Below are 23,131 nucleotides of genomic sequence, written 5' to 3' on the forward strand. Positions count from 1 at the left end.
CATTTTTTGAAAAATGTTGCTTGTTTTGTTACATATTTAAGTATGAGAGTAAAAAAACAAATAGATATTAATGAATGTGGATTAGTCCTAATCCAATCATTGCACCATAAATATTATAACAAATGAATTGACATCAATGTGCTCAAGAAAAATGCTCAAATATCAGAAAAAGGAATGACAATTGCCAACCTCATTATACTCGGTAAAGAGTACGGGATTGAATTGGAAGCTTATAAAGGTAATGCTGATGATTTTCTTAATGCTAATCTAAAGGGATACTACGGATGTATCTTTAACAAGGATGGTATTAACCATTATGTCTTATTTAAGAAAATTGCTCAAAGAATCTTGATAGTTGATCCCCTCAAAGGTAAGCGACTCATTACACATGCTGAATTCACCAAAAAATTTGGCAAGGTGATTTTCGATATCAAAAAAAGTTTGTATACCAAACGAGAAGAAAAGATGCCACACCCCTTTTCATACCTATTTAAAACCCCCACATTAATTTTTAGTATCTTGTTATTAATATTCATTAGTATTGCTCTTACTTTTGCTGCAACATCTTTGATGAAGATTATTGTTGATAGTATCATTCCGGGCGGCCTTGATCGGCAACTTATCATTATCATTTTAATTTTTATATGAATTGCTTTTTTACAATCTTTTTCTTCAATTTTTAAAAGTTTCTTTACCAAGAAATTAAAACTTATAATCGAGGTTGATCTGACCTTAATTTATTTTTCTAAAATTAGAAATGCCAATATTTTGGACTTAAGAAAAATTAACACTAGTGATCATTTGCGGAGATTATCTTTAATTGAATCTTCATCATCTTTTATTTCTAATATCTTTTTTGCTTTATTTGGTGAGCTTGTAACATTAATTATTTCGGTGTCAATCCTGGCATGAATCAACACACAAATGCTACTAATTATCATGGTCACCGGTTTCTTTTTAATGATTAATACCTTTATTTTAAATCTTTTTATTAAAGATAAGTATGAAAGCATTTTAAATAAGCAATTAAAATTTCTTACTTCCTCTATTGATAATATTATGTCCTTAGACGAGCTAAAGGAACCGGCAATTAGTCATTATTTTAAAATGAATCACACCAATGATTATTTTCAATATAAAAAATCTGAATATTCATTATGAAAGATAGATACATTTCTTTCCGCCATTAACCAATTAATTGTTAGTATCATTCCTATTATTTTAATTTATATTGGTACTACATATATTTTTGATGATAAATTGTCAGTTGGATCTATGATCATGTTTGTTTCAGTGTTTCATTCATTCATTAATCCATTAGAAAGCTTAACACATATGCTTGCAAAAGTGCCCTTAGCTCAAAAGAATTTAAAATTAATTTCCTATATTTTGGGTTTAGATGAAGAAGTTGTTGTGACTAATGGGATGGATTTATTTGATTTAAGAGCAATTACATTGGCAGATATTAGATTTGGCTACGACCGAAATATTTTAAAAATTAACAATTTTAAAATTGATAATAATCTTCATATTACTGGCAAAAACGGCTCAGGAAAATCATCATTTTTGAATCTTATTTCCACAAGATATAGATCAGGAGGCACATTAACTTTTAATGACATCCATAAAAACCAATATCATCTAGAAAAATTGAGATCAAAAATATTTTTGGCATCGCCAAATACATATTTACCTGCCACAAGCATTTATGAATACATTACTTTAGGAGATAAAAAAGCTACAGATATTTTTAATGCTAACATAATTAATTATCGTCTACATTCATTAATGAGCGATATTGGTTTAACTTTTGAACAACAAATTATCCAAAATGGCATTAATCTCTCATCTGGTCAGCGGCAATTAGTTATTTTACTAAGATTATTTGCATTTGGTTATGAATTAATTCTTTTAGATGAGGCTCTAGAAAATGTGGACAACAAGAAAGTACAATGATTAGCGAAGTCCATTAATGAAATTCAAACTGGAATTTTTGTCGAAATATCTCATTCGAAAAAATTTATTGCCAAAGCGAAGGAGGTTGACATTAATGAAATTACTAAAAATTAATCCCTTTTACTTTATCTTGTTGTTAGTTGTCATGGCTAGTTTTATTGTTGTCTTATGTTTAATATCCTTTTTACCCATCGAAAAATCAAGGCAGGTAATTTTAGTCGTTAATGATCGCCATCAAAACAGTCTTTCAGTAGATGCCAATACAGCTAACTTGCTTAAGGGCAATAAAGAGATATCAATTTTGTTAAATGATCATGTTTATCATGCTGTTATTAAGGCTATTGTGATTAATGATCATAATTATGATATTGTCATTGGTGGCATGGATGGCAAATTATTGCCTGGATCACATGTTCAAGCAACCATCATCTACGATCACACCACTCTTTTAAGAACATTATTAAATATTTAATGATGTATAATTATGTAATGAATAAGGTATATATAGAAAATGAACACAAAATTTCATTTAGTTATAAACGACTATACAAGAAAATACTTAATGAAATATTGACATATTTAAAGATTGAAGGACAAAGTGAAGTTAATGTTATTATTGTTGACAACAAGTCTATCAAAGCGATATCTAAAAAATACAAACATATAGATAAACCAACTGATGTTTTATCATTTTCAGCTGGATTTAAAAAGTTAAAGCATCAAATTCATTACAATATGTTTGGAGATATTTTTATTTCTTACGAAAAAGTGTTTGAGCAATCCAAAACATATAATCACTCTCAAAAACGGGAATGATGTTATTTATTTTCTCATGGATTACTTCATCTTATTGGCTATGATCATGTGACTAAAAAAAATGAGGAAGAAATGAATCAAATAGTAGATATAATTATGAAAAAGATAAAGGTGGAACGATATGTTTAAAGTATTGAAAAAAATTAAAAAGAAATTTTTCTATTCGTTTGTCGGATTATGAATCACTGCCAAGGAAGAAAAATCAATGTTAGTATATTTATTTATTTATTCAATTTTTATTGGACTAGGTATTTGATTGAAACTAAATATAACTGAATGAGCCATCGTTATTATGGTTATGTTTATTGTCTTAACAGTTGAGATATTAAATACTGCTGTTGAAGCTACGGTTGATTCGGTATCCTTTCAATATAATGTTAAGGTAAAGAAAATTAAAGATATTGCTTCAGGAGCAACATTGGTAATAACTACAGGAATGTTTGTGACATTTTGTATAATATATATTCCAAAATTAATGGAAGCTTTATAATGAAAAAAACAATGGATAGTAGGTTAAATGAGTTATTAAAAAATGCTTACTCACCATATTCTGATGTTAAGGTAGCTGCTATATTAGAAATTGATGGTCAAGAATTTCATGGTGTTAATGTCGAAAATTCTTCTTTTGGAGCAACAATATGTGCAGAGCGCTCAGCGCTAGTATCTGCCATATCTGCTGGAATTAAACCTATGGATATTACAGATATTCATGTGACGTCTTCATTAGACAAACCCTTATTTCCGTGTGGACTTTGTTTGCAAGTAATGGCAGAAACAATGCAACCAAATGCCAAAATACATATTTATTTTAATGGAAATGATGAGACAAAATTACTTAAAGAATTATTACCATATACCATAACCAAAGAAAGCTTTGGATGAAAGTAGGTTTTGTCACAATTGTTGGAAGACCAAATGTCGGTAAATCGTCACTATTAAATCATATTCTAGACTACAAAGTTGCGATTACCTCAGACAAACCCCAAACAACAAGAGATCAGATTAAAGGCATTTATAATGATGATGATTCACAAATTGTATTTATTGATACCCCTGGAATTCATAAACCAAAACAAAAGTTAGGAGAATCTTTAAATGTATCTGCTTATAAATCTTTAAAAGATATTGAGTTGGTTTTATTTTTACAACCCGCTAATGAATTAATCGGTCCTGGTGATCGTAAAATTATTGAAAAAATTAGCAACTATCGTTGTGCGGCTGTCATTACCAAAATCGATGTTTCTAATCAAGAAGAAGTTGTGGAAAAAGTTAATGAATTAAAGGTCTTAGGCTTTAAAGATGTTTTAGCTACTTCCATTGAAATTAATGAATCAATAGACTCTTTAATTAATTTTATCAAAGAGAATCTGGAAGTAGGTTCACCTTATTATGATCAAGAACAAATAACCGATTGTTCCATGAAATTCATTGCTAAAGAAGCCATCAGAGAAAGTGCCATTAATCTGATGAAAGATGAGATCCCACATTCATTAGGAGTAGTTATTGATGACTTTGACGAAACCAAATTAGAGAATCGATACTTTATATCAGCCACAATCTATGTGGAAAGAGATTCTCAAAAAGGCATTTTAATTGGTAAAGATGGTTCGATGATTAAAAAAATTGGAACATCTGCCAGAAGAAAAATTTCTTATTCATTTGATAAAAAAATTGTTTTAGATTTAAGAGTTAAAGTTAGTAAAAACTGAACATCGAAAGTTGAAGAAATAATTAAAATGGGTTACTAAAGGCGTCACTCTTTTTCTTTATAATTTAAGTATGAGTGAAACAAAAGAAGTTGGCATAGTTGTAAAAATGTTAGATTATGATGATTATGATCAAATCATTACAATTATAACTAGCACTGAGGTTATTGGTATTATTGCCTTAGGCGTAAGAAAGATCAATTCTAAAAATAGAGTTGCCTTGCAACTAGGAAATATTATTGAAGTAGAATTATTTAGAGCAAGGTTGAATGGTAAGCTTTCAAAATTAAAAAGAGCTAACATTATTAAGCAACCACCCATTCTGGAGCTTGATACTGCAGAAGTATTGCTAGAAATTGTTGGATATTTAGTAAAAGTAAAAGATAGTCCTAAAAATATTCTCAGCATGATTTTTGAATCATTTCCGTTTTTGGGGACTCAATATAATCACCATGTTAAGACGTATATTATGTTTCATTATTTAAATATCATCGGTCAAATGCCTACATCTCATGGTTGTATTGAGTGTGGTAGCTTGGATCATATCGATGGTTTTGAATTTTATCAAGGCGGTTTTACTTGTAAAAGACACATTATAAAATCAAGAGATTTAGAATTTTTAAAAGCAATTCAAAGTATTGGTCATTCTTTTATTGATTATAAAACCGTTGATGCATCCACTAATAAATTAGTCTTTGCAGAAATTAAAGATTTTATTAGTAGATCAAATTGATAATGTATAATTTATTTGCAATGATGCCGTGGAAAGGCTGAGCTAAATAAAATATCATAAGAGAGTCCTATAGGGGTGGAACGTTGGCCTCCTATTGAGGACTTTTTTATATGAAGGGACAATATGAACGATCAAAAAGACTTTAAGGAAATTCAATTACACTTAAAAGAAACGGGTTTTGTTTTCCAAGGTTCAGAAATTTATGGAGGTCTTGCCAATACATGGGATTATGGGCCTATGGGAGTTTTGTTGAAAAAGAATATTCAACAATTGTGATGGAAAGAATTTATTACCAAAGAACCAAATAACTACGGACTTGATTCTAAGATTTTAATGAACCCAGAAGTTTGGGTTGCCTCGGGCCATGTTTCTAGTTTCTCTGATCCTTTAATTGAAAACAAAGTTAATGGTAAACGTTATCGTGCTGACCACATTATTGAGGCACAAGATAGTTTGCTTAATGCAGAAGCCATGAGCAAACAGGAAATGCAATTGTTCATTCAAGAAAATATAAAAGAATATGATGGGGCCAAAACTAATTGAACAGATATCAGAGAATTCCACTTAATGTTTGAAACTCATCAAGGTGTATTGGTTGATAATAAATCAAAAGTATTTTTACGTCCTGAAACAGCACAAGGCATTTTTATGAACTTTAAAAATGTCATGAGAACAACAAGAGCCAAATTGCCAATGGGCATTGGTCAAGTTGGTAAATCATTTCGGAATGAAGTCACACCTGGTAACTTCACATTCAGAACACGAGAATTTGAACAAATGGAATTAGAAGTATTTGTTAAACCAGGTGATGATGAACAAATGCATAGTTACTACCTTGACAAAGTTCAGAAATTCACTAAAGATTTAGGAATTAAAGTTGAATCCATCAAAACAAGAATTCATGATCAAGATGAGTTGGCACATTATTCTAAAGCTACTACTGATATTGAGTTCATGTTTCCATTTGGCTGAGGTGAATTGCTTGGAGTTACAAATAGAACCGACTTTGATCTTAAAACTCACATGAAACATTCAGGAATCAATTTAGAATATCGTGACCCCATCACAAATGAAACCTTTATACCTTATGTTATTGAACCATCAATTGGACTTGATAGAATGACCTTGGCAACATTAGTTGATGCTTATGAATTAGATGGTGAAAGAATAGTTCTTAAACTTGATAAAAAAATTGTTCCTTACAAAGTAGCTGTTTTACCTCTTAATAAAAAATTTCACGCAGAAACAGCTAAAATTATCTTTAATAAACTTATAGACACGGGCATTGAAGCTACTTATGATGCTGCTGGATCAATTGGTAAAAGATACCGAAGACAAGATGCTATTGGTACACCCATATGCTTAACTATTATTGATGAAACACAAACGCAAGATAAGGCCACTATCAGACATAGAGATTCTATGAAGCAAGAAGATATTCTAGTTTTAGATCTTAATAAGTATATTTAGTTGTTTTGTATAAAATTATTTTGGATTAGCTAAATCCAAGGATTTTTTCATAAAGCAGTTTTTAAAACAATGATAATTCAATATTATTTTGTTAATAATAACACATTTTTTGAGTTAAAAAAAACGAAAATATAACTAAAATATTAGACCAAACAATATACAATTATATGTATGAATATTATTAAGCGTCATTTTCCAAGCAACGCATCTAAATGAAAACTATATTTAAGAACATTTTGGCCCATTGTTTTAGGGTCGGTGCTTTTTGCTTTAAATGGTGTTATAGATAACTTTATGGTTGGTCATATCAACCAAGGACAATCATCATTAGGAGCCATTAACTCATGAACAAATATTTTAATTGGTTGATTTATTGGAGTGGCAGCAGGTGGCTCTGTTGTTATGTCTCAGTTCTATCATGATAAGCAGTATAAAATTGCTCAAGAAATATCAAGGTACAGGTTTTATTTATCGATTATTCCGGCTGTTGGCTTAGCCATTGTAGCATGATCTGATCCTGATGCTTTAACGAAAGTGTTTTATAATGGTAATGTTAATTCATTGCAAGGGCAGATTTTGATGTCCAATGCAAGGGCGTATGCAAAAGTTATTGCTATTCAATGGATTTTCATTTCCCTTACCTTTAACTTAGGAAACCAGTTACGTGAAATTGGTCATGGTAAAATAACGATGTTTTGAGGCGCCGGGACTTTGGTAGCTAATGTTGTTCTTAATTCTATTTTGATGTATGTATTAGGTATGGGTGTAGAAGGGGCCGCATGAGCTTCTGTTTCTGGAAGGATTGTGGCGTTGATAGTGGGGTTTAATTACATGTACTTCATGAAAATTAAAATTGGGTTTAATCCTCTGACTATTTTTAATGTTTCCCTAAGAGTTAGAAAAATGTTTTGGAAGCGTTGAGCCTATTCCATGTCTATTTTCACTGTCTTTTTCTTTATTGTTGCTAGAAATATCTTTTATAGCTCTGGGTTCCATATTTCAACTGATGGCAGCGGCTTGGGGGTTGGAATATCTGGTCTAGCTATTATTTCCTTAACGGGAGCTTTAACTAATGTGTTTACCACAACTTTTTCGGCCCTCTCATCGATGTCAGCTAGATTTGTTGGATCAGAACTTGGTAAGGGTCATTTAGAACAAGCTAAAATTAATTCTGATGAATTAAAAGGTTTTAACACCCTTATGGCTTGTTTTCTAGGCGTGCTAGGAATAATATTCGCTTCGTTCATTCCGTTTATGGGGTTTCTGTCACTTGATAAGTTTGGTGAAAATCATGAACTAATCTTTGACTCCCGCGCTTTCTTATTGCAAGTTCGTAATTCGATGTTTGTGATTATTTTCTTTTATCCTATGTGAATATGATTTTCAACTTCCTATCGTAATGGTAATGCTGGAGGCAAAGGTGGATGGTTTGCCTTTGTTGATTGAATTATCAGCGGACCCATTCAATTAGGTTACTTAGCTTTTATTGCTTACTATATTGTTCCTGCTTCATCTACTATACAAGAACATTTCTATTTAGTTTATATGATATTTCTTTCCTCAGATTTCCTTAAATTAATCTTGCAAGAAATTATCTATATGTATTATCCATGATTAAATTCGCTGACTAAAAAAGAAACTTCAGCTAAAGTAAATGTTACACCCGATCCTTTTAGAATTATTCAGAAAAAATAATTATAATGATGTTTTTTAGTTAAATAAGATAAAATATTATTATTGTAAAAGGAGATACTATGGGTGGACCAACAATCTGAATTGTTCTTGGTGGATTAATTGGAGTGGTTGTAATCTTTCTTGTCGTAACTACGACACTTGACCGAAAGAAAAATAGAAAACTTAAAGTTGAAAAAACTAAACTTGATTCTGAAGTAAAAGAATCAGGCACTAAAATTGCTCAAGAAATAACAAAAATAGTTGATAATAATAATATTATGCTTAAAAACTTTGTCCCTTCGATTGGTAAATTGAAAATGTCAGATATTAATTCAATTGCTAAAAAAGAATTGCAAGATATTCAAAAATCTAGAACATTTAAATTAATTCAACACAACAAGGAAGAATATGATAAATTTAAAAAAAATCTGGATACATTAATTAAAAACAAATCTAATAATTGATTGAAAAATAACGAACAGGGAATAAGTTTTTTCAAGAATTATAAATTCAAAGATCCAACACCACCAAAATCTAAAAAAGAAGCCAAAAAAAAATCTAAAAAAGATGCTAAAAAAGAAATTAAGAAGAGTGACAACTAAATGAATACACCTAATAAATTAACTATCTTAAGAATCATTTTGGTTATCCCATTTATTATCATAATGTCCCTAGCAATTTCCATTGATGGGGCCCTAGATTTTTTTGGTAATAAAAAGAAAGCTGTTTATTTATTTGTGGCAGGAGTTATTTTTGCAGTAGCTATGATAACTGATTTCATTGATGGTTATCTTGCTAGAAAAAATAATCAAATAACTTCATTTGGCAAATTATTTGACCCCTTAGCTGATAAATTTATGACAACATCTGCTTTAATTATGTTGTCAGTTTTGGAGGTTGTTCCCTTTTATATAACCTTATTATTTATTTTAAGAGATATCTTAGTTGATGGGTCTCGAAATATTTCCGCTAAACATAATGTTAGCATCGCAGCATCGTGATATGGTAAGTGGAAAACACTGTTATTATCCATTGGTTTATTATTAGTGTTTTTTATTACACCATTTATTCATCACAATTTAGATTTAATAAATCCTTCTTGAGAAATATGGGTACTCATTATTCCTATTTTAGGCGCAGAACTATTATCTGTAGTTGGGGGAATAGATTATTTCAAACAAATCACAAAATATATAAATATGGAATAGCAACATTCATATTTTATTTTTGATATAATTTAGAAAATTAGATATTTAAAAGGAGCAGCAATGGCAATTAGAAAAAAGCAAATATTTTATGAGGTTAACCCACGATATTTTAGTGACTCTTCAGGAGATGGTATTGGTGATCTTAAAGGGTTATCTAATAAACTTGATTATTTTAATTATTTAGGAATTAATTCTATTATTTTACAAAATATTTTATCTTTGAATTCTGATGACTTAGTGCAAAACTATGTGCAAGTTGCCAAAGATTTAGGAAATATTGATGATTTAAAAGAAGTTATTTCTCTTGCCAAAGAAAAAGGAATTAAAATTTTAATTGAAATGCCCATTGGTTACATTAAAGATTCTCATAAATGATTTAAAAATGCAAATGAAGATGTTGGAAGTGAATTTAGTCAAGTAATTGATTTTATGCCAAAAGATGATACTAAGAATATTTCATTTAAATATTCTGAAAAACAAAAGGCTTATTATGCTATTGACGATAAAACAAAAGAAATACCATTAAATTGAAAAAATGAACAAGTTAATAATCAATTTGGTAAAGTTCTTCGATTTTGAACTGATCTTGGGATTAATGGGTTTGTTTTTAAAGATTTTGAGTTCATCACCGATATCGAAAAGAATGAGAAAATGTCTGACGACACACTTAAGGAATTAAGAAAATTTTATCGAGCAATCAAAGAAATGAATGATGGAACAATTGTCATTGGTAAATCCGATATTCTTGGTCTGGACGGAAGTAAATTTACTAATGGAGCAACACAAGTCTTTGATTACTTTATGCCAACTGAAATATCTATGATTGGAACTAATCCTAAATATGGTGCTGATTTTATTGGAACTTTTAAAGCATCAAAGTTGGCAAATAAAATGAATAAAGCTCTTAAGAATAAACACAACATTATTACATTTGGTAATGAAAATATTGGTAGAATAAATGAAAGATGGGGAAACAAAGGGCAGTTTTCTGATGAATCTGCTAAAGCCATTGGAATGTTACTGCTTCTTCATCCTGCTTCTTCATCTATTTATTATGGAGATGAAATTGGTTCTTTAAATATTGGATTAACTCATTTAGATGATTTTCAAGATGTAACAATCGCAGAAAGAATGCACCGTTTACTAAGTGAGCGTATTAAAGAGAAGCATTTTATGGATGCACAAGTACTACAAAATCCAATTAATGCAAGATCACTAATGTCATGAAGTGATGAGAAAAATGGTGGTTTTTCTTTAAGTGAAAAAACAGTTACCCCAGTTTCGTATAATTACAAAGAGATTAATGTTAAAAATCAGTATAACAATACAAAATCTACTTTAAGCTTTTTCAAGGAACTAATTAGAATATCAAGTACGCCTGATTATAAGAACATTATTGAAAATGGAGAATTTAAAATATCATCATGAATACCTGGTGTTATTAAAGTATCAGCAACTTATAAAGAAAAAGGAGTTTTCTTTTATGTTAACTTAACCAATAAAGTTAAATTAATTATAAGACCTAAATCAGGTAAAGTTGTTCTTTCCACCAAATCTCATAAAACATATACTGAACTACCAAAAAGTCTAGATGCATATGAAGGGATCCTAATTTCTAAGAAGACAGATATTGCCATTTTAGCTAAGCAAGAAGATTATGAAATAGCAAAAGATAAAAAAAAGGAAGAAGAGGCAATTGCCGTTACTAATGAAGCTAATAGATTAGTAATAGAGCAAGCTAAGCTAGATGAAGCTAACGAAAAATTATTAATTAAAAAATCTAAAGATCAAGAAATAAGGAATGATGAAGCTAGAATTGCTAGAGAAGAGATTCAAAAAAGTAAAATAAATGAACAGAAGAAATTAAAATCTGAAAAAATAGAGCAATTTGAAATTAAGAAAAAAGAAGCTGAAGCAGAAAAAACAAGATTACTTCAACTTGAAGAAAAATCTAAATGAAGAGAACAAAAGATGATAGAGCGTGAAAAAAGATCCAAACTTAAAGACGCAGAAAAAACAAGACAACTTGAAATAAAACAAGCTCGAAGATTAGAAAAAGAAGCTGAAGCAGAAAAAACAAGATTATTTAAAATCGAAGAAAAAGAAAAAGCAAGAGAAGAAAGTATGCTTGAACGAGCAGAAAAATTAAAAAACAAGTCAGAAAAAACAAGAGAGCTAAACATAAGAAATGGGGAAAAAGATAATAAAAAAGAGACTTTAGAAACAAACCAACAAATTACCGAAAGAAGTGAATCAGAAAATGACTGAAATATGTCAGAAATTGATGATTTAAGATTAAAAAATATTGATAATAATTTTGAGGATCATAATCAAAAAAGAGATCATCATGATGATCAAAAATTAAAAAATACCCTCGAATTGTCACGTGTTGAAAGAAAAGTTGCTAAAGAAATTTTAAAGAATAAAAAGAAGTTTTCTATTATGGAAGAGGAAATCTTAGAAACAGATAGAACTACTTTAACAGAGGACGATATAGCCGCTACAACCCAGATCAATCCCGATGAATTTGATGATTTTGAAGCATTTTTAAGTGATGAAGAAAATAAAAAGAAAAAATAGGCGCGACTTATTTTTTTGTTATAATTACAAAGCACTTTATAGTCCGTTACAAGATATGAAGCAAGGAGAAATGATGAGACAAACAACAATCATAAAGCACACAGAAGTAAAGAAAGAATGATTTATTGTTGATGCTGAAGGAACAACTTTAGGTAAGTTGGCAACGCTTGTTGCCTCTTACTTGAGAGGGAAACATAAGCCAACATATACGTCAAATATAGACATGGGTGATAATATTATTGTCATTAATGCTAAGAAAATTATTTTAACAGCTAATAAAGAACAAGATAAATTATACTATTCGCACTCGATGTACCCTGGCGGGTTAAAAGTTATAAATGCAGCTGCATTAAGAGCTAAAAAGCCAACAGCTATAGTGGAAAAAGCTATTAAAGGAATGCTTCCTCATAATAGATTAGGGTCACAACAATTTAGAAATTTATTCGTTTATGCAGGAACAGAACATAAACAAATGGCTCAACAACCAAAGAAATTAGAGGTTCAATAATGGTGGATGTAACTTATAGAGGATTAGGAAGAAGAAAATCTTCAACAGCAAGAATTATCATTAAGCCTGGTAAAGGTGAATTTATCATCAATAAAAGGCCAGCCATTGATTATTTAATGTCTGAGGTGTTATTACAAGATGCTTCTCAACCGTTAGTATTTACTAAAACAAATGGAACATTTGATATTAAGGTTAATGTTAAAGGAGGAGGCGTTTCTGGGCAAGCTGGGGCTATTAGACTTGGTATTGCTAGAGCGTTATTAGAAGCTTCTGGTAGTTATCGAACTATTCTTAAAAAAGAAGGAATGTTAACAAGAGATGCCAGAGTTAAAGAACGTAAGAAACCTGGACTTAGAAAAGCTCGTAGATCAAGACAATTCTCAAAACGTTAGTTTAAAAATCCTATTTATAGGATTACTCATGGGAGCGTAGCTCAGCTGGTTAGAGCACACGACTGATAATCGTGAGGTCGATGGTTCAAGTCCATTCGTTCCCACCATACCATTAAATTGATCAATAACCTTTTTAGGGTTTATGGGGGGGTAGCTCACCTGGCTAGAGCACCTGCCTTGCACGCAGGGGGTAGTGGGTTCGATCCCCATCCTCTCCACCAAATATCATTAGATATCAGAAGTACCTTTATACGGGTATTTTTTTATTGAAAAAATATCACCATAAACATTTATAATTTAAATAGAAAATAGGTAATATGTTAAAAATATTAAATCATCCTTTGATTAAAATCAAGCTAACTAAAATGAGGGATGAAAAAGCAAGTCACACAATTTTTAGACAGTGTTTGAATGAAATTGCATCACTCATGGTATATGAAGTTTTGCGGGACTATAAGACAAAACCTCTTGATGTTAAGACCCCAACTGGATCAGTGGCAAATGGTCAGGACTTTAACAAGGAAATAGTGATTGTTCCCATCTTACGTGCTGGTTTAGGAATGGTCCAAGGAATTGAGCGGCTTGTTCCTCAGGCACGGATCGGCCATATTGGTATGTATCGCGAGGAAACAACATTTAAAGCAGTGCCTTATTTTTATAAAATGCCTAATGTTGATAAAGCATCTGAAATTATTGTTGTGGACCCAATGCTAGCAACTGGTGTCTCATCTAATGATGCCATCAGTAAGTTGAAGCATGATGGGTTTAAAAAGATTAGACTTGTATCATTAGTTGCTGCCCCTGAAGGAGTTAAGAGAGTTGAAGAAGCTAATCCTGATGTTACTATTTATCTAGCGGCACTTGATGATAAATTAGATGAAAATAAATATATCAGACCTGGTTTAGGTGATGCTGGGGATCGTCTTTTTGGGACTAAGTAAATAATACTTAACTAATAAATATTAAAATTTTATTACAAATTTTACAGAATGGGGAATAAATGGCTTTAATAATGAGAAATATCAGTATAAATTATAAAAATTTAAAAGCATTGGATAATGTTAGTATTAGATTCGAAGATAATGCTATTATTGGATTAATTGGTTTTAATGGTTCAGGTAAAACTACATCATTTAATCTTCTTACTAATCTAATTGAGAATTATTCAGGAAATGTATTAATATCAGAACAAAAAGACGGCCAAGAAGTTGAAAGATTAATGACTCGAAATGATCATTATATGTTTTCGTATTTATCGGCTGGATCTGAACCGCAAAATAACGAATTAGTTATTGACCAATTAGGTTATTTGGGTTCATTGCATGGATTATCTAAGAAAGGAACATTGGCCCAAATCAAAGAGATTATTAAGGTACTCGAATTTGATGGAAAACTAAATAAGCCTATTAAATCATTATCCAAAGGTAATCAACAGAAAATTAAATTAGCAGGAATTTTCATTAATCCTAATATTAAATATCTTTTATTAGATGAACCTTTTGATGGACTAGATCCAATTATGATTGAAAAAATTAAAAATTATATTCTCTCCATAAGAAAGGGGTTAACGATTATTATTACATCTCACAGAATGGATGTTGTTGATAAGATGTGCGATTCTTTTTATATTTTGAAAGACGGTGTATTGGTGGATTCTAAAGTTCTAGATGTTAATGATAAAACCATTCGCATGTCTGTTAATTTGGAAGTATCTTTGAAAAATATTAAAAAAACTAAATATGTTTTAGGAGCAACAAAAAATAATAAAGAGATTATTATTAAAGTTGAATCATTGGAAAAATTTAAGTTTGTCAATAAAAAATTATGTTTAGATCCCAAGTATGTTTGGTCATCCTTAAAAGAAAAAAACTTGACTGAATCAGTTTTTGAGAGATATGCTCATGATTAAAAAATATTCTTTTATGCGTTTATTATTAACAGAAATTAAGTTTTCTTTAACTCCAATAAAAATTTTGTCACTATGTATTGGCGGATTAGTTATGTCTATTTTATTTTCTTCTTACATTCCGCTTTTTATTAATGAAAAAACAACAACACTTGCTCTCTATATGTTTGCAGTCAGAGGCACATCGGTTTTTATATTTTCTAGAACCGCGACAGCTATTCAGGATAAAGCAACCATTGATAAAAATAAAGCAGTTTTTTTGTATTATAAAAAAAATTGAGTAACATTGTCAAAACTTATTGTAGAAGTTATTATTTTTATAATTGGAATGCTTATTTTATTTGCCATAGCAACTATTTCACCTATAGCTCATGGGAATTATATCAATTATGTTGATTATTTTATTAATATGTTAAAAATATTGCCAGGGTTTATTGTAACTTATATCTTTGTTTTTTCATGTTGCAAATGAGTAATATCATTTATTTCCAAACAAAGCTTAGCTTATGCAGCCTCAATCTTTTTAACGCTTTTAATCTTGTCTCCTATTTTGATTCTCAACTTCATTCCACAGGCATCTATTTTGCATTTTGCATCAGAAGATGGAGCCCTGAGCGATAATGTATTTAGTAATAATCAGTTCATTATTGCGTTTATTCCTCTTTTGAATTTAGGTTTAATTACAGGCGTTGGAGTACATGTATCGGACTTTAGTGCCATTGATCATGATTGATATGTTGTTATTCCAATTTTATATTCAGTCCTTTTCACATCCATTTCATGAACGATGCAATCTTCAGCACAAAAAAGATACTTAGTAGCAACATAAAAACCGATGTAAAATTTTTATCAGCAAATTTATAGCAACATAATGTAGCTATTTTTCTTTATTTTTTTCTTTTTATATTTCACACACTTATTTTCTATACATATTTAATCAGGAGGAGAAATGAATTTATATAAAATAGGAAAAATTGTATCGATTGGCAAAACATACATTATTATAGAATCAAACTACACTGGTTCAATAATTTACGTTGCAAGGCCAAAGGAATTTGAAAAAAGCAAAGTAAGAAAGGTTTATATCTATGAACACAAAAGTGAATATACAGAATCTATCTATGGTTTTAATAGCTTCAAGGAAAGGGTTTTCTTTGAGAATCTATTAAAAGTAAATGGAATTGGCCCCAAAACCGCTATCGGCATTTTGAAAGAGGGCATTCAAAGACCCATTCAACTTATTGCCCAAGGTGATACCACTGGACTTTCACAGTTTCCATCAATTGGATTAAAAACCGCTAATCAAATTGTATTTCAATTAAAAGATCTTTATAAAAATATTGAAATAATCAAAGACGGATTCATTAATCCGCACGACATAATATCGCCAATGAAAACATTAGGCTTTAGTCAAAAACAAATTGACTATGCCATTAGTCATTTAAAACCAACAAAAAATATGGAAGATTTAGTTGAGTCAGCCATAAAACTAATTTCTAATGCTAGTTTCACTTAAGCCTAGAACATTTAGAGAGTTCATTGGGCAGAAAAAACTAAAATGTGTTTTAAAAGTAATCATTGAATCATCTAAAAAAAGAAATATAACAGTTGATCATATTCTTTTAAATGGCAGACCCGGCTTTGGTAAAACAACCTTAGCCACAATTATTGCTAATGAAATAGGCACTAAAATTAAATATGCTCAAGGACCGTCCTTAGAAAAAAAAGCAGACATCTTATTACTTTTAGGATCTATTTCAAGTGGTGATGTTATATTTATTGATGAAATCCATGGAATTAACAAATCAATCGAGGAACTACTTTATTCAGCTATTGAAGAAGGGGTAATTGACATAATGGTTGGGCCAGAGGGAGATTCAAGAATTGTTAGGATGAAGCTACCTCCATTTACTCTCATAGGCGCCACAACTAAAATTGGGATCATGTCTACGCCCCTAAAAGATAGATTTGGTATTGTTGGGAAAATAATTGATTATACCGATGCTGAAATGATTAAAATAATTAAGCAAAGCATTAAAAAATTTAAGATCAAAGCTGATGATATAAGTGTTGAAATGATTAAGGAATATTCAAGGTTAACACCGCGAATAGCAAATAATTTGATCAAACGAATTGTTGATTTTATGACAATTAAAAATAAAAATGAAATATCACTAACTATTGTAAAGAAAACATTTGAAACATTAGGTCTATATAAATTTGGTTTAAATGATGGACACTTAAATTACTTACGATGTTTAGCTGAAACATTTTATGAAAAAAGTGCATCTTTAGAGAGTATTTCATCTATTCTTATTGAAGATAAAAAAAATATTCAAGTTGAATTAGAGCCAATTCTTTTGAAACGAAAGTTTATTGAAAAAAATGCAAGGGGTAGGAAAATTACAAATGAAGGTATTAATTATTTGATCACGTATAATTTAGTTAAAATATAATATTTTTTTGACTTATATTAGTTAATTAATAAGATATAATAAGTCATATGAAATTTTTCAAGTTGAACAATGTAAAGAGAATAATAATTTTAGGTACCACCTTAGTTGCAACAATCATCGCAATCGTGTTCGGTTCATTATTTTATGTTGGCAAGGATGTTAAAAAATCAGTTGAGTATTCAGGTGGATATGAATATACAGTCCAAATTCAAACTCCAAATAATTCAAGTGGTTTATCTGATCAAGTTGCGCAATCGATTTATGATCGAATTGATTCTCTTGGTGTGGGTGGAGCTAAAGTTGAATCAGGAAAAAATAATGATGGCGGAACTGTCAGGGTTAGGTACCCAGGTCTTACTTCTCAATCTGATGTAGATCAAATGCAAAAATTAATTACTGAAAAACCTCATTTAGTATTTACAGATATTTATGGTAATACATTATTTGATGAAGATGGTCATTTTAATCGAGCATTAAGAAATTTAAATGGTCAAGTGCCATCTGGTCAAGTCCCTGGAGCATATGGAACAGAAAATTATAAAAGATCTCGTGTTCCTTTAGAATCTGGCGGAGCAAAAAATATTTTTACTCAAAATGGTGAAAACAAAGTTGAAATTAGCTTGGATTCAGCCAGGTCTGCTAGAGAGTGATTTGACGCAACAAGTTATGTTTCAAAATTAGGTAAAGGAAAAAATTCTATTGTTGCTTGACTTGATATTAATAAATTTATTTCAGAGATGAATAACTGACCGGGACTTGGTTCTCAAAATCCATTCTTATCTGCTTATATTGATAATAATCCTAGCAAACCCTTGAGAAAAGAAACTGTTGATGCTGGAAGATTTTTGATTTCTGTGGCGTCTGTTAAAGCACCACTTAATGGTCGTTCATTTGTTTTAGAAGGTAATTTCACACAAGAAGAAACAAAAGTTCTTGCAAGAAAACTTAATTATGGATCATCACATTACTCATTAAAATTCTTATCTTCAAGAGCTATTCCTGCAACATATGGTGAAAATGCATTTAATAAAGCGATGATTGCAGGTATTATAGTTTTTGCTGTTATTGCCATATTCTTAATCGCAAATTATGGATTATTAGGAGCTCTTTCAACAATATCAATTGGCTTATATTTATTCTTGACTTTATTAATGTTTACAGTTATGCGTGGTGAATATTCGCCTGCCACGATTGCTGCTTTAATTATTGGCGTCGGTATGTCAGTTGATGCTAATATTATCACCTTCGAACGACTCAAGAGTATTATTTATTCTGGATCATCGGTTAAAAAAGCTCATAAACAGGCCAATCGACAATCTTTATCTGCGATTTTTGATGCTAATATAACGACGTTAATAGTTGCTTTTGTTTTGTTCTATTTCGGGACAAGAAACATTATTGGATTATCCATAACTCTAATTCTTTCAATCATATTTACCTTAATTATTATGCTTGGTTTTACAAGGGTTATGTCATCTGTTCTTGTTGGGACAGGATTATTCGAAAATAAAAAATGGCTTGTTGGTATTAAACCAAAGATCGATATAAAAGCACAAGTCGTTTTAAACAAACCTGATTATGTCAAAACATCTAAATGGTTTTCTTTGACTTCATTATTTATTATTACTATTGGCGTCATTCTCTTTGCGATTTTAGCGGGCATAGCTGGTTCATTTACTGGAGGAATGAATTTCTCAAAGGACTTTACTGGTGGAACTGATATCACAGTTAAATCCAAATTAGCAGATAATTCCATCAATAAGAGTGATGAGAATGGCATTGTTAATAATTTAATTATAAATGGTGTGCCTACTGAAGATATTAACAAAATATATGATGGTAAAAAATTAACAGGAATTAGTGTTAATACAAAATTAGAAGTTAACCTTGCTGAAATCAATAAATTTGACACCGACAATAGACACTTTAAAATAAATGCTAATATTGTTTCTAATACAACCGCTAGAAAAATTGTTCAAAACGCCTTAATCGCCATAGCTATAGCAATTGCCATTATTGTTGCCTATACATTAATTAGATTTAAATGAACTTATTCATTTGCAGCAATTGTTGCCCTTGTCCATGATGGGTTGATTGTGACTGCTATATTTGTCATTACAAGATTACAAGTATCCCCAATCTTTGTGGCAGGAATCTTATCGATTATCGGATACTCTGTTAATGATACGATTGTTACATTTGACCGGATCCGGGAGCGGATGGATGCTCATGTCGGAAAATTGAATGATGATAATATCAAATCAATTGGTAATCAAGCGGTTAAGGATACGATCAAAAGATCGATCTTAACTTCATTTACAACCATCATTGCTATCTTGATTCTAATGTCATTTGGTAATGCCACAAAATTATCATTTAATCTTGCGATGTTGGTAGGATTATTGGCAGGTACATATTCATCAATCTTTATTGCCACTTATCTTTGAACAAAAATGGAAATAAGAAGGCAAAAAGGCATTAACAAAAGAAAAAAAAGCGGCTTTTGAAATACCACAACTATTGAAGAGCAAACTTTTACCGGTATCAATGATTATCGGTCATAGTTGGTATATAATTAATTTATGGAAATAATATTAATCAATGACTAAGGAGTATGACACCTTATGAGATTATCGAATAAATCACGTTACGGTTAAAGAGTCTTAATTAAGGTGGCGCGTTAGCCCTTAGTTGTGACTTTTTTATTAAAGGAGAAAAGAATGAATAGACCAAAAGGAACTAAGGATATATTTGGGAAAGATCAGATTATTATGACAAGCATTAAAAACACTTTGAGATCAATTGCTACTATCTATAACTTTCATGAAATAGATACACCAATCTTTGAACGCAAAGAAGTTTTTGTTAAATCAGTTGGTGAAACATCAGATATTGTATCTAAAGAAATGTATGAATTTAAAGATAAAAAAGGTCGTGAAATGGTTTTAAGACCTGAAGGAACCGCGGGAGTTATCAGGGCTATAGTGGAAAATAAATTATTTATTAATGAAGAAACTTCAAAAGTATTTTACATGGGCCCAATGTTTAGATATGAGAATCCTCAGAAAGGAAGACAAAGACAATTTACCCAATTTGGAGTCGAAATGATTTCTGAACGTAATGCCTATGCTGATGCTGAAATTATTTTAATGGCTGATTTTATTCTTAAAGCCTTGCAATTAGAAAATGAATTATTAATAAATTCCTTGGGTGATAAAGCAACAAGAGAGAATTATTCAAATGCTCTGAGAAAATATTTTATTCAATATAAATCTGAATTATCGCCGATTTCTATTAAAAGAATTGAAACTAATCCCATGAGAATTTTAGATGATAAAATTGATGGACCAAAAGATTTTGTGAAGAATGCTCCCAGAATATCAGATTTTTATTCAGATGAAACCAGAGAATATTTTAAAACTCTCACTGATTTTTTAGACATAATGAATATTAAGTACACAATTGATCATACTCTTGTCAGAGGGTTGGATTATTATACTGATACTTCTTTTGAATTTATCTCAAAATCAAAAACAGCAGGAGCTCAATCAACATTAATCGGGGGAGGACGATACTCCGGGTTGATTGAATCATTTGGTGGTCCTAGCCTTTCTGGGATAGGTTTTGGTGTGGGTATAGAAAGAATTGTTAATGATATTAGAGAAACATTTAATGAAAACGAGCTCCAGACAAACCTTCATGCTTATGTTTGCAACATTGATCCTTCTTCACAATCTGCAACCGCTAGGATTGTGCAGATGCTAAGATCGTCAGGATTAGTTGTTGAATGAAATAAAACACCGACAAAACTTGTTAAAACATTTGTTAAAGCCGATAAATCCAATGCCCACTACAAAATCATTGCAGGACCAGAAGAACTAGCTAGAGGAGCTGTAATGGTCAAGCATCATGAGTTACAGGAGGAAGTCTTGCTTAGTAATTTAGTAGATTATATTGTTAATGATAAAGGTCATAGAGATTACCATAATGACGAGGAGCATCCAAATGAAAAAAATTAATAATGGCGAATTAAGAATTCATGACATCGATAAAGAAGTAACTCTTTATGGTTTTATAGCCAACAAGCGCAAAATGGGTGCTATGACATTTTTGGACTTAAGAGATAGATGAGGTATTACACAACTTGTTATTAAGGAACATATTGAAGAATTATCAAAAGAAAGCGTTATTCAAGTTTTGGGGATTGTAGTTAAGAGGCAAGATGCAAATACCAAGATCCCAACTGGAGAAATTGAAGTTGAGGTAAGTAATATAGTTATACTTTCAAAAGCACAGCAACTACCATTTATCATAAATGATAATCTTGAGGCCAATGAGGACACAAAGTTAAAGCACAGGTTCCTAGACTTAAGAAGACCAATCATGCAAAATAAGATTATTACTAGATACAAGCTCAATAAAGCATTTAGGGATTTTTTAGATACTAAAGATTTTTTAGAAATCGAAACTCCTTTATTATCTAAATCAACTCCCGAAGGAGCAAGGGATTTTCTGGTTCTCACTAGAAATGAAGGAAAATTCTTTGCTCTTCCCCAATCGCCACAATTATATAAACAACTATTAATGTCTTCTGGTTTTGAAAAATATTTTCAAATAGCCAGAGCTTTTAGAGATGAAGATTCACGAAAAGATCGGCAACCAGAATTTACTCAATTAGATATTGAAATGTCTTATGCTAATGAAGATGATATCAAGACATTGGTTGAAGAAATGTTTGTCTTTGTTTTTGATAAACTTGGTCATAAAATTAATATTCCATTCGCAAGAATGAATTTTGAGATAGCCATGAATGAATATGGGAGTGATAAACCTGATTTAAGATATGAATATAAATTAGAAAATATTCAAAAATATTTTAGTGAAACAGATTTTAATGTTTTTAAATCAGCCCCGGAAATAAAAATGATTGCATTTGATAAGGTATTGTCTCAAAAGGAAATTAAATCACTTGAAGAAATTGCTAAGAAAAATGGGGCAAAAGGATTGGCTTGAGCCTCATATGATGAAATGACTCTTAATAAGAATGGTCCCGGTTTTAAGTTCTTTAAAAAAGAATTAGAAAAAATCATGATCAATAAACCAATGAAATCTTGAACAACATTATTTGTTGCTGATACATTACATGTTGTTAATCAGGCATTAGGTGCAATTAGAGTTGAGTTAAATAATCTCTTTGATTTGGCAAGTGATAAATTTAATTTTGTTTGAATCGAAAATTGGCCATTATTTAAAAAAGATGATGAAGAGAATAAAATTATTGCTTTTCATCATCCTTTCACTTCACCAACTGAAGCTACCAAAGATTCATTTGATACTAATCCATATAATGCTATGGCAAAAGCTTATGATCTTGTATTAAATGGTTTTGAAATAGGTGGTGGATCAGTTAGGATAAATGATTTAGAATTACAAAAAAGAATGTTTAAAACAATTGGTTTAAATGAGCAGCAATACATGTCTCAATTTGGATTTTTCTTAGATGCTTTTAAATTTGGATTACCCCCGCATGCTGGAACTGCATTTGGTATAGATCGTATTGCTATGATTTTAACTAAATCACAATCCATTAGAGACGTAATTGCTTTCCCTAAAAATTCTAAAGGAGTGGCAGTTATGGAAGATTCTCCTTCAAATATTGTCAATAAACAATCAAGGGATTGCCCCACAATTGTCAAATAATATTAAAATAACCACCATAATAATGA

The 23,131-nt window shown here is 30.5% G+C and carries 22 protein-coding genes and 2 tRNA genes; all 24 read left to right on the forward strand.

Features of this window, described 5'->3' with window-relative positions:
- Positions 1-42: 42 nt before the first annotated feature.
- The gene (locus O3I44_RS01780; RefSeq protein WP_303717481.1) at positions 43-2,070 is read left to right on the forward strand and encodes an Mbov_0121 family peptidase domain-containing ABC transporter; all 2,028 of its coding nucleotides are present in this window, start codon (positions 43-45) and stop codon (positions 2,068-2,070) included.
- Positions 2,051-2,428, forward strand: a complete 378-nt coding sequence (locus O3I44_RS01785; RefSeq protein WP_303717482.1) for an MAG1140 family protein — start codon at positions 2,051-2,053, stop codon at positions 2,426-2,428. The genes O3I44_RS01780 and O3I44_RS01785 overlap by 20 nt, the downstream gene beginning before the upstream one ends.
- Before the next feature lie 17 nt (positions 2,429-2,445).
- Complete coding sequence (gene ybeY, locus O3I44_RS01790) at positions 2,446-2,901, forward strand: rRNA maturation RNase YbeY (RefSeq protein ID WP_303717483.1); 456 nt, start codon at positions 2,446-2,448, stop codon at positions 2,899-2,901.
- The gene (locus O3I44_RS01795) at positions 2,894-3,262 is read left to right on the forward strand and encodes a diacylglycerol kinase (RefSeq protein WP_303717484.1); all 369 of its coding nucleotides are present in this window, start codon (positions 2,894-2,896) and stop codon (positions 3,260-3,262) included. Before ybeY ends, O3I44_RS01795 begins: the two co-directional genes overlap by 8 nt.
- Positions 3,262-3,660: a cytidine deaminase gene (gene cdd, locus O3I44_RS01800; protein WP_303717485.1), complete on the forward strand. Its 399-nt coding sequence runs from the start codon at positions 3,262-3,264 to the stop codon at positions 3,658-3,660. The genes O3I44_RS01795 and cdd overlap by 1 nt, the downstream gene beginning before the upstream one ends.
- Positions 3,651-4,520, forward strand: a complete 870-nt coding sequence (gene era, locus O3I44_RS01805; protein WP_303717486.1) for a GTPase Era — start codon at positions 3,651-3,653, stop codon at positions 4,518-4,520. Before cdd ends, era begins: the two co-directional genes overlap by 10 nt.
- Before the next feature lie 31 nt (positions 4,521-4,551).
- Entirely contained in the window at positions 4,552-5,214 is a 663-nt protein-coding gene (gene recO / locus O3I44_RS01810) for a DNA repair protein RecO (RefSeq protein ID WP_303717487.1), read from the forward strand.
- 120 nt (positions 5,215-5,334) lie between these two features.
- A complete protein-coding gene (locus O3I44_RS01815; RefSeq protein WP_303717488.1) occupies positions 5,335-6,681 on the forward strand; it encodes a glycine--tRNA ligase in 1,347 nt (448 codons plus the stop codon).
- 171 nt (positions 6,682-6,852) lie between these two features.
- Positions 6,853-8,376, forward strand: coding sequence for an MATE family efflux transporter (locus tag O3I44_RS01820; RefSeq protein ID WP_303717489.1), 1,524 nt, complete (start codon positions 6,853-6,855; stop codon positions 8,374-8,376).
- A 59-nt stretch (positions 8,377-8,435) separates the two neighbouring features.
- Positions 8,436-8,957 (forward strand): MHJ_0274 family protein, encoded by a 522-nt coding sequence (locus O3I44_RS01825; protein WP_303717490.1) that lies wholly within the window; start codon positions 8,436-8,438, stop codon positions 8,955-8,957.
- The gene (gene pgsA, locus O3I44_RS01830; RefSeq protein WP_303717491.1) at positions 8,958-9,563 is read left to right on the forward strand and encodes a CDP-diacylglycerol--glycerol-3-phosphate 3-phosphatidyltransferase; all 606 of its coding nucleotides are present in this window, start codon (positions 8,958-8,960) and stop codon (positions 9,561-9,563) included.
- A gap of 60 nt (positions 9,564-9,623) precedes the next feature.
- Positions 9,624-12,143, forward strand: a complete 2,520-nt coding sequence (locus O3I44_RS01835; RefSeq protein WP_303717492.1) for an alpha-amylase family glycosyl hydrolase — start codon at positions 9,624-9,626, stop codon at positions 12,141-12,143.
- Between the two features lie 73 nt (positions 12,144-12,216).
- Positions 12,217-12,651, forward strand: coding sequence for a 50S ribosomal protein L13 (gene rplM / locus O3I44_RS01840; RefSeq protein ID WP_303717493.1), 435 nt, complete (start codon positions 12,217-12,219; stop codon positions 12,649-12,651).
- The gene (gene rpsI, locus O3I44_RS01845) at positions 12,651-13,043 is read left to right on the forward strand and encodes a 30S ribosomal protein S9 (protein WP_373317542.1); all 393 of its coding nucleotides are present in this window, start codon (positions 12,651-12,653) and stop codon (positions 13,041-13,043) included. The genes rplM and rpsI overlap by 1 nt, the downstream gene beginning before the upstream one ends.
- Before the next feature lie 30 nt (positions 13,044-13,073).
- Positions 13,074-13,150 (forward strand) — tRNA-Ile (locus O3I44_RS01850).
- A 37-nt stretch (positions 13,151-13,187) separates the two neighbouring features.
- Positions 13,188-13,264: transfer RNA gene (locus O3I44_RS01855), tRNA-Ala, on the forward strand.
- A gap of 96 nt (positions 13,265-13,360) precedes the next feature.
- Positions 13,361-13,984 carry a uracil phosphoribosyltransferase gene (gene upp, locus O3I44_RS01860; protein WP_303717494.1) on the forward strand — a complete coding sequence of 208 codons (624 nt, stop codon included), beginning with the start codon at positions 13,361-13,363 and terminating at the stop codon, positions 13,982-13,984.
- A 59-nt stretch (positions 13,985-14,043) separates the two neighbouring features.
- Positions 14,044-14,952, forward strand: a complete 909-nt coding sequence (locus tag O3I44_RS01865) for an ATP-binding cassette domain-containing protein (RefSeq protein WP_303717495.1) — start codon at positions 14,044-14,046, stop codon at positions 14,950-14,952.
- Positions 14,945-15,778, forward strand: coding sequence for a hypothetical protein (locus O3I44_RS01870; RefSeq protein ID WP_303717496.1), 834 nt, complete (start codon positions 14,945-14,947; stop codon positions 15,776-15,778). The genes O3I44_RS01865 and O3I44_RS01870 overlap by 8 nt, the downstream gene beginning before the upstream one ends.
- 120 nt (positions 15,779-15,898) lie before the next feature.
- Positions 15,899-16,465 carry a Holliday junction branch migration protein RuvA gene (gene ruvA, locus O3I44_RS01875; protein WP_303717497.1) on the forward strand — a complete coding sequence of 189 codons (567 nt, stop codon included), beginning with the start codon at positions 15,899-15,901 and terminating at the stop codon, positions 16,463-16,465.
- A complete protein-coding gene (gene ruvB / locus O3I44_RS01880) occupies positions 16,449-17,405 on the forward strand; it encodes a Holliday junction branch migration DNA helicase RuvB (RefSeq protein ID WP_303717498.1) in 957 nt (318 codons plus the stop codon). Before ruvA ends, ruvB begins: the two co-directional genes overlap by 17 nt.
- Before the next feature lie 47 nt (positions 17,406-17,452).
- Positions 17,453-19,969 (forward strand): protein translocase subunit SecDF, encoded by a 2,517-nt coding sequence (gene secDF, locus O3I44_RS01885; protein WP_303717499.1) that lies wholly within the window; start codon positions 17,453-17,455, stop codon positions 19,967-19,969.
- Between the two features lie 156 nt (positions 19,970-20,125).
- Positions 20,126-21,424, forward strand: a complete 1,299-nt coding sequence (gene hisS / locus O3I44_RS01890) for a histidine--tRNA ligase (RefSeq protein WP_303717500.1) — start codon at positions 20,126-20,128, stop codon at positions 21,422-21,424.
- Positions 21,411-23,105 (forward strand): aspartate--tRNA ligase, encoded by a 1,695-nt coding sequence (aspS, locus tag O3I44_RS01895; protein ID WP_303717501.1) that lies wholly within the window; start codon positions 21,411-21,413, stop codon positions 23,103-23,105. The genes hisS and aspS overlap by 14 nt, the downstream gene beginning before the upstream one ends.
- Positions 23,106-23,131 lie beyond the last annotated feature (26 nt).

Source organism: Candidatus Mycoplasma mahonii (genome assembly GCF_030550815.1).
Lineage (GTDB): Bacteria > Bacillota_I > Bacilli_A > Mycoplasmatales > Metamycoplasmataceae > Mycoplasma_O > Mycoplasma_O mahonii.